The organism is Corallococcus macrosporus, assembly GCF_017302985.1.
Classification (GTDB): domain Bacteria; phylum Myxococcota; class Myxococcia; order Myxococcales; family Myxococcaceae; genus Corallococcus; species Corallococcus macrosporus_A.
This window is the reverse complement of record NZ_JAFIMU010000007.1, coordinates 794,166-809,593: the sequence shown is the minus strand read 5'-3', so window position 1 is coordinate 809,593 and position 15,428 is coordinate 794,166. Positions and strand designations below refer to the sequence as shown.

Genomic DNA, 15,428 nt, shown 5'->3' with positions numbered 1-15,428 from the left:
ATGGGGCCGGCCCCTTTTTCTTCACCGTGAGAGGGATTGGGCGCGTGACGCGCACCGTCATCACCGGGCTGTCGCCGGGATGTTTCGTGTGGAGGGAGGAGCGCCTCTAGACTGCGCGCTCTGGAAGCGCCTTCACCCCCGCTTCCCGCTGGAGTCCATCGCCTTGTTCAACCCCTTCAAACGCCGCACGTTCCTGCAAGCCGTGGTTGCTGTCGCGGCGACGACGACCTTTGGCTGCTCCGACGACGACGCCGAGACGCCGGAGGGCTCGGCTGGCTCGCCCTACTTCCCGCAGTCGCTGGCGTCGGGGGACCCGCGCCCGGACAGCGTGGTGTTGTGGGTGCGCGTGGAGGACACGGCCCGCGCCGGTGAGGACCTGCCCCTGCGGCTGGAGGTCTCCCCGGCGGAGGACTTCAAGACGCTGGTGGTGGAGAAGACGGACCTGCGGGCGCTCGCGGAGCACGACCACGCGGTGAAGGTGAAGGTCACGGGGCTGTCCCCGCGCACGACGTACTACTACCGCTTCAGCTACGAGAAGGACGGCCAGCGGCACACCACGCGCGTGGGGCGCACGCGCACCGCGCCGGCGGCGGGGGATGACGTGCCGGTGAAGTTCGTCTTCGCCAGCTGCCAGGACTTCATTGGCCGCTACTACAACGCCTGGCAGCGGCTGCTGCAGCTGGACGCGGACCTGGACTTCGTCGTGTTCCTGGGCGACTACGTCTACGAGACGACGGGCGACACGTCCTTCCAGTCCGGCGACGGCGGCCGGGCCGTGCGCTTCAGCGCGCCGGAAGAGGCCCTGCCGCAGGGCTCGGGCGTCACCGCGTTCCTCGCGGCGAACTCGCTGTCCAACTACCGCGACCTTTACAAGAACGTCCGCACGGACAAGCAGCTGCAGGCGGTGCACGAGCGCTACCCGTTCATCATCGTCTGGGACGACCACGAGTTCTCCGACGACTGCTGGCAGGACGTGGCCACGTACGAGGACGGCAAGCGGGACGAGACGCAGGAGAACCGCAAGCTCAACGCGGAGCAGGCCTTCCTGGAGTACATCCCGCTGGACACGGTGCAGTCGCCCGAAGGCGCCATCGACGTGGCCCAGGAGCCGCGCTTCCCCAACTCGCGCATCTACCGTGACTTCGAGTACGGCCGGCACCTGAAGCTGCTGGTGACGGACTACCGCAGCTACCGGCCGGACCACCTCATCCCGGAGGACGGGTATCCGGGCACCGTGGCGCTGGAGCACCCGCTGCTGAGCGCGGCGCTCCAGGACCAGCCGGAAGCGGTGAAGGCCACGTTCCGGACGGACACGTTCGCGTACGTGAACATCGACGACGCGGCGTACGCGGCCCAGAAGAAGGTGCTCCAGGGCGTGTACGTGAGCCAGGCGAAGGCCGCGGGCCTGACGGACGCGGAGGCCGCGGTGAAGGCGGCGAAGTGGGTGGCGGGCCCGCTGGCGCTCTACTACGTGAACCAGGTGCTGGCAGCGGTGAACAAGGCGCTGCAGATCACGCCCACGGCGGACATGCCCCGGGGCCTGGCGTACGCGCACATGGGCAAGGCGGCGCTCTTCAACATCCAGGGCTCGCGCTACGTGGTGGTGAAGGACACCTTCGACCTGTTCGCGGCGGTGAAGTACCAGCAGACCGGGGGCAAGAGCGAGGACGTGTTCGGCCCCGCGCAGGAGAAGTGGTTCCAGGAGACGCTCGCCACGGCGCAGAACACCTGGAAGATGGTGGTGAGCTCCACGTCGCTGTCGGCGCTCATCTGGGACTTCCGGCAGCAGGCGGACATCAGCGACCCGACGCTGCGCCAGCGCTTCTACTTCAGCGTGGACCAGTGGGACGGCTTCCCCACGAAGAAGAAGGTGATGCTCAACACGCTCAAGGCGCAGGGCGTGCAGAACACGCTGTTCATCTCCGGGGACATCCACGCGTCGTTCGCGTCGGTGGAGGAGGGCGTGCCCATGCTGACCGCGCCGGGCATCACCTCCGGCTCCATCAAGAGCCTGGCCAGCCTGGCGCTGATTGGCGCGGGCTACGCGACGGGGGCGCCGGTGTACCAGCACGCCGTCACGGAGATGGAGCAGACGCTCACCCGGTCCAACCCGGGCATGCGCTTCGCGGACGCGGACTCGCACGGCTTCGTGATGGTGGAGGTGAAGGCGGATGAGACGCTGGCCACCTTCCACCTCATCCCCGCCGCCGAGGTGGCCAAGGACTACTCCAAGCGCGCGGACAGCGAGCTGGAGGCGAAGTTCACCACGCACACCTTCCGCGTGAAGAACAGCGACATCCAGCCGGCCTGAGCCGGACGGCCATGAAGTGAAGCGAAGGGCCGCGTGGGGCACTCCCCTCGCGGCCTTTTTGTATACAGAGGGGCTTCTGGTTTTTACTCGTTTGTGCTGATTTCCTTGGATGGGTCTTCCATTGCAGGGAGGCCGGACCCGACACCGGGAAGGAGCACACCGTGGGCGCGCGCAAGGGATGGCAGGGACTGCTGGGGGCGGGGCTGATTGCCGCCGTGGGGGTGGCCGACGCGGCGCCCTGGCGCAGCGTGCTGTATCCGTCGACGTGGACGCCGGGGTACTCGCAGCCGGGCACGCCGTCGCGGTTCCTGCATGACTTCTCCTACGCGGGCTACCGGATGCGGCAGGCGGAGCCGCCGGTGCGGATGGACCGGGTGCTGGACGTGACGCAGGCGCCGTACTTCGCGGACAACACGGGCGGGGCGGACGTGACGGCGGTGCTGCAGCAGGCGATTGACGACGCCGGGGCGGTGGCGGGCGGCGGGGTGGTGTACCTGCCCCGGGGCACGTACCGGGTGGCGCCGCCCTCGGGCAAGCCGTACGCGCTGCTCATCCATCACAGCAACGTGGTGCTGCGAGGGCAGGGTGCGACGGCGACGTTCCTCTACAACTCCGCGACGGACATGCGCAGCAAGCGCGTGGTGCAGGTGGGCCCGCGCGACACGACGGTGTCCTGGACGTCCGCTTCGACCGCGGCGACGGCGCTCACGCAGGACGCGCCCAACCAGGCGACGCGCATCCAGGTGGCGAGCGTGACGGGCTACACCGTGGGCACCTGGCTGGTGGTGCGCGCGGACCTGACGGCGGCGCGCAGCGGCGAGCTCAACATGGGCACGACGTGGACGTCGCTGCCCGGGCCCGCGTTCTACCGGCAGGTGGTGGCGGTGGACGCGGCCACGCGGACGCTGACGCTGGACATCCCGCTGCGCCAGGGGCTGCTGATGCGCGACAACGCGCGGGTGTACCGCGTGCCCGCGCACCTGTCGGAGGTGGGCGTGGAGCACCTGGCCATCGGCATGCGGGAGAACCCCACGCCGGGCATGGCGGAGGAGGACTACTCGGTGCAGGGCACGGGCGGGTACCAGGTGCACGAGTCCACGGCGCTCCTGATGAACCACGTGGTGGACGGCTGGGTGCGCGGCGTCAGTTCCTACCGGCCTGCGTCCAACACGCAGGACGTGCACGTGACGTCCAACGGCATCGACCTGAACTACGCGCGCAACATCACGGTGGAGGCGTGTGAAATCAACAAGCCCCAGTACAAGGGCGGGGGCGGAAACGGGTACCTGTTCTCCATTCGTGGCAGCGACAGCCTGTTCAAGGACAGCGTGGCGTACGGCGGGCGGCACAACTTCGACTTCCGCTCCATGCACACCACCGGCAACGTGCTGTTCAACAACCGCGTGTCCAACGGCGAGAAGGTGTCTGACTTCCACATGCACCTGAGCGCGGCGAACCTGGTGGACAACACGACGCTGTACCAGGAGCGCTTCGAGGCGGCGGACCGCTCGCCCTACGGCACGACGAGCCACGGCGTGACGACGACGGAGAGCGTGTTCTGGAACACGAACGGGGCAAAGGCGCCGGCGTACGGAGGCTCCAGCGTGGTGCGCTCGCAGCAGTACGGGCAGGGGTATGTGATTGGGATGCGCGGCAGCGCGACGGGCGTGGACGTGTCCGTGACGACGAAGACGGCTCCGGCGGACTTCGCGGAGGTGACGCAGTCCGGGAACGAGCTGGTGCCGCAGTCGCTGTACGTGGACCAGACGCAGAAGCGGCTGGGGCGCGCGGTGGAGCACGACGCGAGGGCGCTGGTGTACCAGGCGGAGAACCTGAAGCCGACGAGCACCCCGGACGCGTCGTCCACCGGCGTGGAGTCCGGTCCGGAGCTGGGCGGCATCCGCTACCACAACACGAACGCGGTGGGCGCGAAGGTGACGTACACGCTCTATCCTCGCACGGTGGGCACGTTCGCGGTGCGGGTGCGGACCAAGCGCAACAGCGGGCGGGGGCAGTACCGCCTGGACGTGAACGGGGTGGCGGTGGGCGGGACGCGGGACGAGTACTCCGCCACCACGCAGTTCGCGGAAGCAGAGCTGGGGACGGTGACGTTCACGGACCTGGAGCCCCAGGTGTTCACGTTCACGACTGTTGGGAAGAACGCGGCGAGCACGGGCTACAACGTGGCGTTGGACGCCATCCGGCTGGTGCGCCAGTAGGCAAGCAGCGCGTCTCTGGGAGGCGCGGGCGGACCGGGGTATAGACGGGCGCCATGCACGTCTATGCCGCCGCGTTGGCCCAGGAGCTGGGCATCAAGCCGGAGCAGGTGGACCGGACCCTCGCACTGCACGAAGAGGGAGGCACGGTCCCCTTCATCGCGCGCTACCGCAAGGAGGCCACGGGAGGCCTGGACGAGGTCCAAATCCAGGCCATCCTGGACCGGGCCACGGAGCGGGCGGAGCTGGACGGGCGGCGCGACACCATCCTGCGCAGCATCGAGGAGCAGGGGAAGCTGACGCCGGAGCTGAAGAAGGCGCTCGACGCGGCACGCACGCGCGCGGAGCTGGAGGACCTGTACCTGCCGTACAAGCCCAAGCGCCGCACGCGCGCGGCCATCGCCCGGGAGAAGGGGCTGGAGCCGCTGGCGGACCTGGTGTGGAAGCAGGAGGGCCAGCGCGGGGAGAACCTGGACGCGCGCGTGAAGCCCTACGTGAACGCGGACAAGGGCGTGGCGGACGTGGCGCAGGCGCTGGCGGGCGCGCGCGACATCTGCGCGGAGCGGGTGGCGGAGGACGCGAAGCTGCGCCGCGAGGCCCGCGACCTGTGCACGAAGCGGGGCACGCTGCGCTCGGACGTGGTGCCCGCGAAGAAGGGTGAGACGACCAAGTTCGAGAACTACTACGGCCACGAGGAGCCGCTGTCGCAGGCCCCGTCCCACCGCGTGCTGGCGCTGTTGCGCGGCGAGGAGGAGGGCGTGCTGAAGGTGAAGCTGGGGCTGCCGGATGACGAGGTGAAGGGGCTCTTCAGCGCGCGCGTGGTGACGCGGCCGCAGTCGCTGTTCGCGGGGGAGTTGCGCGCGGCGGTGGAGGACGGGTGGGACCGGCTGATGGGGCCGTCGCTGGAGTCGGAGCTGCGCGCGGAGCTGAAGGAGCGCGCGGACAAGGGCGCCATCGGGGTGTTTGGAGAGAACCTGCGGCACCTGCTGCTGGCGGCGCCTGCCGGGGCTCGGGCGGTGCTGGCGTTGGATCCGGGGCTGCGCACGGGCATCAAGCTGGTGATGCTGGACGCGACGGGGACGGTGGTGGAGACGACGACGCTCTACTCGGAGCGGAGCGCGGACGAGCGGGCGCGCGCGGCGAAGCTGCTGGAGGCGGTGGTGCGCAAGCACAAGCCGGAGCTCATCGCCGTGGGCAATGGCACGGGCAGCCGCGAGGCGGAGCTCTTCACGCGGGACACGCTGAAGGCGATGGGCGTGCAGGTGCCCGTGGTGTCGGTGAGCGAGCAGGGCGCGTCCATTTACTCGGCGTCGGAGGTGGCGCGGGAGGAGTTCCCGGAGCTGGACGTGTCGCTGCGCGGGGCGGTGTCGATTGGCCGGCGCTTGCAGGACCCGCTGGCGGAGCTGGTGAAGATCGACCCGAAGAGCATCGGGGTGGGGCAGTACCAGCACGACGTGGACCAGGGCCTGCTCAAGAAGAAGCTGGGCGAGGTCGTGGACTCGTGCGTGAACGCGGTGGGCGTGGACGTGAACACGGCGTCGCCGCAGTTGTTGGAGCACGTGTCCGGAGTGGGGCCATCGCTGGCGAAGAAGCTGGTGGCGCACCGGGCGGCGAAGGGGCGCTTCACCACGCGGCGGGAGCTGCTGAAAGTCAGCGGCCTGGGGCCGAAGACGTTCGAGCAGGCCGCGGGCTTCCTGCGCGTGCGAGGGCCGGAGCCGCTGGATTCGAGCGCGGTGCACCCGGAGCGCTACACGGTGGTGGAGCGGATGGCGAAGGACCTGGGCGTGGATGTCGCGTCGCTGGTGGGGAACGCGGCGCTGGTGCGTCAGATTGAAGCAAAGCGCTACCTGGGGCCGGAGCTGGGAGAGCTGACGCTGAAGGACATCCTGGCGGAGCTGGAGAAGCCGAGCCGCGACCCGCGAGGTGACTTCACGGCGCACGCGACGCGCGATGACCTGCGCTCGCTGGAGGACGTGAAGGAGGGGATGGTGTTGCAGGGCGTGGTGACGAACGTGACAGCGTTTGGAGCGTTCGTGGACGTGGGCGTGCATCAGGACGGCCTGGTGCACGTGTCGCAGCTCGCCGCGCGCTTCATCAAGGATCCGTCGGAGGTCGCGAAGGTGGGCGACCGGCTGACGGTGAAGGTCCTCTCCGTCGACCTGGCGCGCAAGCGTCTGGCGTTGTCGGTGAGGGCGGTGCTGGAAGGCGGGGCGCCGCAGCCGTCGGGGAAGCCCGCGCAAGCAGCGCGTCCGAGTGCCCCGCCGCCGCAACAGCAGCGGCCCGCGCAGAAGCCGGTGAATCAGGCTCCGGCACAGCCGAAGAAGCCGGAGCCGTTCAACAATCCGTTCTCGAAGCTGAAGCGCTGAGCCCCATGGCTCACTTTCAAGACCTGGCTCCTTGCAGCTACATGCGCCTGTGGGAGCAGTCGTCGCTAGCGGTGGGCTGGCTCGAAAAGGGGAACGCGTATCCCCGGGGCGCCGTGGACGAGAAATTCTTCAGGGCGCTGCTCCGCCTGTGTGCGAAGCCCTGGCAGCCTCCGGTGGTGTCCGCGGGCGTCCACCTGTGCTCGCTTTGCCAGTTCGCGGGGAGGCTCGCGGGCAGCTCCTACGGCGGTGCGTCGGGGGCCATCGGGACGGAGAACGTCTTCATCCCCGGGGAGACGAAGGTCTTCGTCGCTCCGGCGATGATCGTCCACTACATCGATGCGCACGAATACGTGCCGCCCAGGGAGTTCCAGGAGGCGGTCCTCAAATGCCCTGAGATGCGCTCCATGCCTTACTTCAAGGCCCTCAAGGATCTTGGATTCCCACTCAGCGGGTACTGAGAAAATGAATCGCAATGAGGCGCGTGTCCTGGTGGACGCCTATGTGAGTAGGGCGAGCGTTCGAGCTGGGGTGGAGTTGGTCGTGCTCGAGGAACGCACGATCGAGCGTGAGTTTGGATGGGTTTTCTTCTATTCCTCGAAGCGGTACGTGGAAACGGGAGACCCGGCTTTCGCGGTAGGAGGGAATGCGCCCTTGATTGTAGACAGGGTGACCGGTGATATCCATGTAACTGGCTCGGCCTATCCTGTTGAGCATTACATCGCACTCTATGAGGCGCGCCCAAGAGCGCCGAAGGAGTGACATGTTGCGATTGTTGGGCCGCGGGAGGAGGGGGATATGCGGCGATTCCATGCGGCTGCAGTGAGTGTCGAAGAGATGCAAGACATCAACACGTATGCAGTTGTTCTCTCAGAGCGGCACGACGGGACTGGCATTCGCCTTGAGATCCAGAAAGCCCTCTCGTTCGACGACCAAGATCGAGCAAGCGGGATGGATACCTACTGCCTGTGTACAGAGAGTGGGGCTTGTCACCATGGCGGCGTGACAAGATGGATGGCCGGTGAAAACTCAATCGAAGTCTCGCTCGATGAGCAGGCATCGAGTGCGCTTGGAGTCGACGGTGGATTCCATGTGGAGGTTTCAGCGCATTACCTGCCGATTCTCCGGGTGGCCCTTCAGCGGCTGCTAGGGACTTGACCATGCCCTCTGGTGCGCCAGGTCGGCGCGCTTGAGTGGGTGGTTGAGGTTGGATATTCAGTTGGCAGGAAACCTGGAGCAGTCACACACGATCCAGGTTCCAGGCGCTACTTCCTTGGCCTTCCCGCAGTCTACGAAATCCGCCCCTTCACCCTGTTGAACGTGATGCCCCAATATCTCCTTGTTGTCGGAGATGAACAGGGCGCATCCGCTGGACTTGTCCTGGCGGATCTGGATGCCGTGGTAGACACGGCCCTCCAGGATTGGCAGGAGAAACCTGCCCAGCGCAATGCCTGCCGCCAGGGCGATGAGCACTTTGTATTTTGGAGAGACCGTCATCGGTCCAGCTCAATCCAACGGGAACAGCCGCGCTTCCTTCGCCAGGATTTCATTGCGCGCCAGCAGTCCCGTGAAGCGCTTCGTCCCATTCCGCGCGTCGAACCGTGCCGCGATGTCCCGTGCCTGGGAGTCCAGCCAGTCCTTCAGGGCTCCTGTCCCGTAGCCTCCGTCCACCGCGTGCAGCGGGAACGCGCGCGGCAATCGCAGGCTCACTTCGTCGCGGCCGTCCTTCACCACCTGGCCCAGCAGGAAGGAGGACGCCGTGTAGAAGGTGAATCGGTCCCGGTGGCTGGCGTGCTCCAGCGCCCAGCCCAGGTGCTTCTCCAGCAGCGTCAGGCCTCGCGACAGATTGCCGGTCAGCGCCAGGAACTCCAGGTGCTCTCCCACCGTGGAGAGGAACTCGCGGTTCTTCGCCACCATCGCGTAGCCGCGCACGTGGCAGGCCCTGGCTTCGTCCATCCGCTCCAGCTTGAAGAACGGATACAGCAGCGTGCCCAACGTCAGGTGCGGGATCTCCGCGCAGGACTGACGCCCGTCCAGGATGGGCTTCGCCTTCTGGATGGCCTGCTCCCACTCGCCCTTGTCCACGTGGTGGTCCAGCTCGTCGTCCAGCTCGCAGACGCGGCAGTCCGTCAGGTGGTCCCTGGGCGCCACCAGCCACGCCTCCCACAGGCGCTCCGCCTCCGCCGTGTCCCCCATGTCCCGGGCCATCTGGTAGCGCAGCTTCAGCGCAGCGCGCCTGCCCGCGTCCAGCTTCGCGAAGCTCTGGTCCACGTCATCCAGCGCGTCGGCGATCTGCTTGCGGCTGATGTGCGGGAACTCGTCCAGCCGCCCCACCACCCACTTCTGCTTCCAGAGCATGTCCTCCGGGTCGAACCGCTGCGGGTCCTTCTTCTGCTGCCCCCGGCACCACGCGAACGCCACCAGCGCCTTGTCCGGATAACCCCCGAACGTCGCCGCGTCGATGAGCGCGTCCCGCAGCTCGTACCCCAGCGGCACGTCGCCGTGCACGTCCACCAGCCGCACCGCCTCCTCCAGCGCGCGCACCTTCGCGTCGCCCTCGGGCAGCTCGCCCGCCTGCGCGCGCAACGCCTCCACCTGCTGGCGCCAGTCCGCCATCAGTGCATCCCCCGCGAGCCCGGGCCCGACGAACCGCCCCCGCCACCCTCGTCCAGCCTCGCCGAGATGAGCCCCAGGAGCCCGTGGTTCAGCAGCGCCATCTCCTGCGCGTTCAACGGGTGCTGTCCCAAGAGCAGCGCCTGCACGTAGAGCATCTCCAGCGACAGCTTCAGCAGTTCCCGCCCCTCCACCGCCGCCAGCCTCCGCACCACCGGGTTGTGCAGGTTGAGGCAGAGCAGCGCCCGCTCCTGGCCGCCCGTGCCCGCCATCACCCCGTCCAGCACGCCCGCGTACAGGTCGTCCGACTCCTCCCGCGCCCGCTCCGCGTCCCGCCGGAACGCCCCTTCCGCGTCCGAGCTGTAGAGCGTGGGCACCTCCGCCGGGAAGAATTTCTTCACCTCCACGGCGCAGCGGAACGGCGCCAGCACGCCTTCCGCCAGACGCAGCAGCGGATAGACGGCTTCGCGCTCGTCCAGCGTCAGCTCCTCGAAGCTCTGCGGCAGGTCCGCCGACGAGAACGGCGCCACCTGCGCCTCCGGCACCACGTGCGGCAGCTTCTCCAGCAGCGCCGTGTCGTGCGTGTACGCCGCGTTCAGCACGCACAACCCCTGCGCCCCCGCCACCCGCGCCACCTGCCGGAACGCGTCCAGCGTCGGCGTGTAGCGCACCACCGGCCACGACCGCCGGTAGTCCGCCAGCGTCATCACCCCGAGCGAGGTTTCGAAAGGCAGCCAGTGGATGACCAGCCGGTAGAAGTCATCGTCGTCCAGCGCCAGCCCCTTCACCGACAGCCCATGCAGCGCAATCAGCCGCTGCAGCGCCTTGGGCTCCTCGCGCGCCAGGTCCATCAGGTACTGGCGCAGGGACTGCCCCAGCGCCTCGCGCGCCTTCGCCAGCACCGCGTCCTCGTAGAAGGACTCGCGGCTCGCGGTGGGCCTCAGCCCGTTCGCGTTCACCACGCACTTCACGAAGAACGCCCACTCCGGCAGCAGGTTCTCCGCGCTCTCCGACAGGAGCATCTGCTTCAGGTACACGCGGTGCTTCTGTCTGGCATTGAAGTGCGGCGACGCCGGCAACACATACGCCACGCCGTCCACGTCCCCCGCCTCCGAGCGCAGCGGAATCACATCCAGGAAGTCCGTGCCGAACACCTCGCGCCCGTACGCGAGCAGCGCCTGCCGCCGGTCCCCGGGCGTCTCGTAGAAGCGGCGCCAGGGCGGGCCGTCCGGGTTGAGCGTCTCCGTCTTCCCGTCCACCGTGAGCCGCACGGGGAAGGGCAGCAGACCGCCATAGTGCTTCGCCAGCTGGCGCACGCGCTCCGGGGTGAACCACTCCGTCATGTCCGCGCGGGCCACCAGGTAGACGTGCGTGCCGGGGGCGTCCAGCGGGTGCTCGGAGACGCGCACGTCGTAGGTGCCGTCGTGCCGGCCCCGCCACTCCAGCGTCCGCCCGTCCCCTTTCGCTGAGCGCGTCACCACCAGCAGCTCGTCGCACACCATGAAGCACGACAAGAGGCCGATGCCGAACTGCCCGATGAAGTCGTTGCGGCGCGCCTCCAGCTGCTCGCGCTTGGAGGACTCGCCAATGGTGGCCAGGAAGCGGTGGATCTCCTCCTCCGTCAGCCCCACGCCCTCGTCCGTGAAGAGCAGCGTGGGCGGCCCGCCGTCCTGCTTCTCCCGCAGCTCCAGCCCGACGGCGCCCGTTGCCTGGGGCTCCAACTGCTGGCGGGCGCGGAGGGCGTCCGTGGCGTTCTGGAGCAGCTCCCGCACGTAGACCCCGGGCGAGCTGTACAGGTGGTGGGACAGGAGGTCGATGACCCCACGGAGGCTGACTTGGAATCGATGGTCCACGCGGCCATCGAGCGTAGCGCGCTGCTTCCTCCCCGGGGCCACAATCCCCCGCCGTGGGTGGATGAAGGCATGTGTCCTTCCCATGGCAACCGGACACGCCAGCCCCCTTCCGCCTCCCTGGCGGGGTGGTATGTCGCGCCCCGGCCGTGCGGCGCCTCGAAGGCGGCACGGTGGCATGTCGTCTCTTTCCCTCTTCCTGGAGCGGACAACGATGGGCAACAACCTGAAGGCAGTGGTGGTGGGCGCGGTGCTGGGCGTCGCGGGCGCGGCCTTCGCGCAGGCCACGCCGGCTTCCCCCAAGGCCGACGCCAAGGCGGCGGCCAAGGCCCCGGCAGCGGGCAAGCCGGCGGCCACGACGGGCAAGACGGAGGTGACGTGGTGGGGCCACGCCGCCTTCGTGGTGAAGACGCCGGGCGGCGCGACCCTCGCCATCGACCCGTGGCTCACCAACCCCAAGGCGCCGCAGGGCGCGACCTGGCCGGAGGCGGTGGACGCCATCCTCGTGTCCCACGGCCACTTCGACCACGTGGGTGAGACGAAGGCCCTGGCCCAGAAGACCAGCGCCAAGGTGTACGGCTCCTTCGAGCTGGTGTCGCTGCTCGGCCTGCCGGAGGCGCAGGGCATGGGCGGCAACGTGGGCGGGACGTTCACCGTGAAGGACGCCACCATCCACTTCGTGGAGGCGGTGCACTCCAGCAGCTACCAGGCGGACCCCAAGTCCCCGTCGCAGTACGCGGGCGCGCCCATGGGCTTCGTCATTGAAATCGCCAACGGCCCCACGCTGTACCACGGCGGTGACACCGGGGCCTTCCAGTCCATGGCCCTCATCGCGGAGCAGTTCAAGCCCACCGTGGCCATGCTCCCCATCGGCGGTCACTTCACCATGGACCCGGCGCAGGCCGCCGTCGCCGCCCGGCTGCTGAAGGTGAAGTCCGTGGTGCCCATGCACTACGGCACCTTCCCCGCGCTCGCCGGCACCCCGGACGCGCTCACCTCCGAGCTGAAGAAGTCCAAGGGCACCGCCAAGGTGGTCTCCCTGGAGCCCGGCAAGGCCACCGCGCTGTAGGCCTTCCTGACCGCTCGCGTTGACGCGCGCCCGTCCGCTCCTGGTGGACGGGCGCGCTGTTTTTTCCACCAGCCATCAGCATCCGTTGCACGACGCCCGCGCTGGCCTGGGGCCGGGTGGCATCCCGGAGGCGACTGGGTTATTCCCCGCCTCGTGCGCTTCCGGCGGGGTCCGGCCGCGCGCGTTCGAGGGGTGTACCGGTGTCGGTGCTGGTTTTCGGAAGGGGGACCTGGTTGGCCACGCTCCTGGCGGACGTGGTCGCGGCGCATGCCCAGGCTCCCACGCCCGTCCCGTCGCCCCCGCTCCTGGACGCTTCCTCGGGCCGTGCCCGGGGGCGTGCCTTCCTGCGCCGCACGCTGCGGGCCTCGGGGCTCGTCTACGGCACGCCCGTGCCGCTGCCGTCGCCGGTGGATGGCGGTGAGCCCGCGGACGTCCCGGCGCGCGCCCTGGAGGACGAGCTGTTCCACGCCGTGGTGCGCACGCTGGCGCGCATGGCGCTGGACCTGGCGCGGGTGATGGACGCGCCGCAGGGCCCCCGGGTGGAGCAGCTGCTGGTGCTCTTCGCGGTGCTGGCGGGCGAGCTGGACCTGGCCCTGGCGCTGGACGCGCGGCTCGCGGCGGGGCTGCCGGTGCCCCGGCGGATGGTGGGCCGGGTGGAGGACGCGCTCGACAAGCGGGCGCCGTCGCTGGCCGGGGACCCCGTGTACGGGCTGGTGCTGCACAACGGCGCGCAGTACGCGGACGCGCAGCTGTTCTGCCGGCAGGCCATCGACCTGTTCGCCAGCGGGCGCCTGTCGCGCGCGGGAGCGGAGCGGCGGCGGGACTTCGCGGCGCGGCAGAAGGCGCTGCTGGTGGACGTGCTCACGGCGCTCGCGTGCGTGGACCGCGAACCCAGCCAGCCCGCGCGCCGCGCCATCCTCCGGCAGGTGGAGGGACTGAAGCTGCCGCACGCGCTGGAGGGTGAGGTGAAGGCCGCGGTGCGCCAGTCCTTCGAGCGCAAGCGCGACGTGCGGGACGTGGTGCGCCGCGTGCGCAGCGTGGACATGCGCCACCTGCTGCTGGAGCAGACGCTGCTGGCGGCGCTCGTGGACGGCCGGCGCACGCGGCGGGAGCGGGCCTTCATCGACACGCTGGCGGGCGCGCTGCACGTGCCGCACGCGGAGCTGCGGCGTCTGGAATTGGAGATGGCGGAGTTCTACGCGCGGCACCGCTCGCTGGTGGATGTCTTCACCGTGTCGGACGCGGCGGGCGCCATGGGCGAGGAGCTCATGGGCGGCATGCAGGAGACGCTGGAGAAGAACTACCACCGGCTCATGCAGGAGGCGCGCGAGACGGGCGACCTGGCGGTGCTGCTCACCAAGGCGGCGCGGCGCCAGACGCTCACCGCCGACGAGCGGCAGCGCATGCGCGCCCAGCTCATCGACGTGGCGAAGGCCATCCCCGCGCTGGCCATCTTCGCCGCGCCGGGCGGCATCCTGCTCCTGGCGGCGCTGGCGAAGGTGCTGCCCTTCAGCCTGCTGCCCAGCGCCTTCCAGGACGGCCCCGCGGTGGACTCGGACGACGAGGACACCCTGGAGCGCGAGGCCGTCTGAGCCCGGCTGTCTAGTTCGCCTCGGTGATGGTGAGGCGCAGGTGCTGGGACAGCGGCGTGGCGTAGCGCGACCCGGGCACGCGGCGCACGGTCCTGTCCGAGTCCAGGGTCCACTCGGGGGCGCCCTGGTGCGGGCCCACGGCGGGCTCCTCGTCCAGCTCCGTGCCCACGTCCCACAGGTACACCTTGGACGTGAGGTCGCCCGTCACCGGCATGTTGTCCTTGTCGAACAGCGCGATGCCCTGCTCGTCCGTGCCGAAGACCCAGTCGTTGGACTGGCCGAACATCGTGGCGAAGGACAGCCGCTCTGACGGGCGCGCGGTCACGGTGAATTCATAGGCATGGCCCGGCAGCAGCGGACCGGGCGCGGACGCGTCCACCGGCGTGTTGAAGGTGCCTGACGCGCTCACGCCCGTGGGCGGCGTCGTGGAGAGGGCGCTGCTCAGACGCGAATCATCGCCCATCTCCGCGAGCGCCTCCAGGCCCTGACCCCGGTCCTGCGCCCCTTCCGTGAACAGCGGCGCGGTGGCGTTGTGCACGGCGAAGACGCCCGGTGACAGCGGCGTGGCCACGCCGTTGCGAGGCGTGAGCCAGGTGTGCAGCGCGGTGGTGTCGCCGCCCTCCGCGATGGCCTCCAGGCCCTGGCCCCGGTCCGGCTGGCCCTCGGTGAAGAACGGCTCGCTGCCCGCCGTCACGGTCCACACGCCCGGCGAGATGCGCACGGGCTTGATGCCCTCGGAGGTGCTGAGGGTGGTCCGGTCGTCGGAGACGTTGTCGATGCGCATGGTGAAGCGGTTCGTGGCCGCGTCGTGGGCCAGTTGCACGCGGATCATCGACGCGAGGTCCGGCAAGGCGAACGTCTGGCCGCTGCTGAGCACGGGCCGCGAGCCCACGCGCCGCACCTGGGAGTTGAAGTCCTTGATGCCCGGTCCATCCGTGGACGTGCCCTGCTTCGGGCCGGTGTGCGCGCCCACGGCGGGCTCCTCGTCCACCTCCGTGCCCGCGTCCCAGAGGATGACGCGCGAGGTGATGTTCCCGGTCAGCGGCTGTCCGTCCGCGGAGTAGAGCGGGATGCCTTGCGGCTCGGTGCCGAAGAACCAGTCATTGGACTGGCCGAACATGGTGGCGAAAGAGAGCCGGTGGTTGCGGCCCGCGGTGAAGCTGAACTCGTAGGTGTCACCCGGGGCCAGCGGGCCCGGTGACGTGCCGCTCACCTTCGTGTCGAAGCGGCCGGACTTGAGCTGCTGGAAGGGCGCCACGTTTTCGATGCGCACGCGGAAGCGCCGGGAGGACGGGTCGGTGTCGTCGCCGGAGCCGCAGGCGGACAGCGTGAGCAGACCGAGCGCGGCGCAGGCGGCGCTTCCACGAAAGGAGCGGATGGACATGGCGGGAGTCTCCCTGGGCCTCGCGGAATC

12 protein-coding genes are annotated in these 15,428 nt (G+C 69.3%); 8 read left to right on the top strand and 4 right to left on the bottom strand.

What is annotated here, in order from left to right; translation table 11 throughout:
• Positions 1-79 precede the first annotated feature (79 nt).
• The 6 genes from JYK02_RS15565 to JYK02_RS15540 all read left to right on the top strand — a co-directional run bounded on the left by JYK02_RS15565 (position 80) and on the right by JYK02_RS15540 (position 8,048).
• Complete coding sequence (locus JYK02_RS15565; RefSeq protein WP_207051815.1) at positions 80-2,311, top strand: alkaline phosphatase D family protein; 2,232 nt, start codon at positions 80-82, stop codon at positions 2,309-2,311.
• Between the two features lie 161 nt (positions 2,312-2,472).
• Entirely contained in the window at positions 2,473-4,530 is a 2,058-nt protein-coding gene (locus JYK02_RS15560; RefSeq protein WP_207051814.1) for a glycosyl hydrolase family 28-related protein, read from the top strand.
• A gap of 53 nt (positions 4,531-4,583) precedes the next feature.
• Positions 4,584-6,893: a Tex family protein gene (locus tag JYK02_RS15555; protein ID WP_207051813.1), complete on the top strand. Its 2,310-nt coding sequence runs from the start codon at positions 4,584-4,586 to the stop codon at positions 6,891-6,893.
• A gap of 5 nt (positions 6,894-6,898) precedes the next feature.
• Positions 6,899-7,351 carry a hypothetical protein gene (locus tag JYK02_RS15550; protein ID WP_207051812.1) on the top strand — a complete coding sequence of 151 codons (453 nt, stop codon included), beginning with the start codon at positions 6,899-6,901 and terminating at the stop codon, positions 7,349-7,351.
• Between the two features lie 4 nt (positions 7,352-7,355).
• Complete coding sequence (locus JYK02_RS15545) at positions 7,356-7,652, top strand: YrhB domain-containing protein (RefSeq protein ID WP_242588760.1); 297 nt, start codon at positions 7,356-7,358, stop codon at positions 7,650-7,652.
• A 36-nt stretch (positions 7,653-7,688) separates the two neighbouring features.
• Positions 7,689-8,048, top strand: coding sequence for an Imm10 family immunity protein (locus tag JYK02_RS15540; RefSeq protein ID WP_207051810.1), 360 nt, complete (start codon positions 7,689-7,691; stop codon positions 8,046-8,048).
• 57 nt (positions 8,049-8,105) lie between these two features.
• Here the strand turns inward: JYK02_RS15540 and JYK02_RS15535 are convergent, their stop codons facing one another.
• The 3 genes from JYK02_RS15535 to JYK02_RS15525 are packed head-to-tail and all read right to left on the bottom strand — an operon-like array spanning position 8,106 to position 11,356.
• Positions 8,106-8,387: a hypothetical protein gene (locus JYK02_RS15535; RefSeq protein ID WP_207051808.1), complete on the bottom strand. Its 282-nt coding sequence runs from the start codon at positions 8,385-8,387 to the stop codon at positions 8,106-8,108.
• A 9-nt stretch (positions 8,388-8,396) separates the two neighbouring features.
• Positions 8,397-9,509, bottom strand: coding sequence for a hypothetical protein (locus tag JYK02_RS15530; protein WP_207055142.1), 1,113 nt, complete (start codon positions 9,507-9,509; stop codon positions 8,397-8,399).
• Positions 9,506-11,356 carry an HSP90 family protein gene (locus JYK02_RS15525; RefSeq protein ID WP_207051807.1) on the bottom strand — a complete coding sequence of 617 codons (1,851 nt, stop codon included), beginning with the start codon at positions 11,354-11,356 and terminating at the stop codon, positions 9,506-9,508. Before JYK02_RS15525 ends, JYK02_RS15530 begins: the two co-directional genes overlap by 4 nt.
• Positions 11,357-11,567: 211 nt before the next feature.
• On the opposite strand from JYK02_RS15525, the gene JYK02_RS15520 reads away from it, so the two are divergent.
• On the top strand, positions 11,568-12,422 hold the full coding sequence (locus JYK02_RS15520) for a metal-dependent hydrolase (protein ID WP_207055140.1): 855 nt from the start codon (positions 11,568-11,570) through the stop codon (positions 12,420-12,422).
• Positions 12,423-12,655: 233 nt separating this feature from the next.
• Positions 12,656-14,014: a TerB family tellurite resistance protein gene (locus tag JYK02_RS15515; RefSeq protein WP_242588758.1), complete on the top strand. Its 1,359-nt coding sequence runs from the start codon at positions 12,656-12,658 to the stop codon at positions 14,012-14,014.
• Positions 14,015-14,024: 10 nt separating this feature from the next.
• Here JYK02_RS15515 and JYK02_RS15510 read toward each other — a convergent pair whose 3' ends face one another.
• Positions 14,025-15,398 carry a spondin domain-containing protein gene (locus JYK02_RS15510; RefSeq protein WP_207051806.1) on the bottom strand — a complete coding sequence of 458 codons (1,374 nt, stop codon included), beginning with the start codon at positions 15,396-15,398 and terminating at the stop codon, positions 14,025-14,027.
• Between the last annotated feature and the right edge of the window lie 30 nt (positions 15,399-15,428).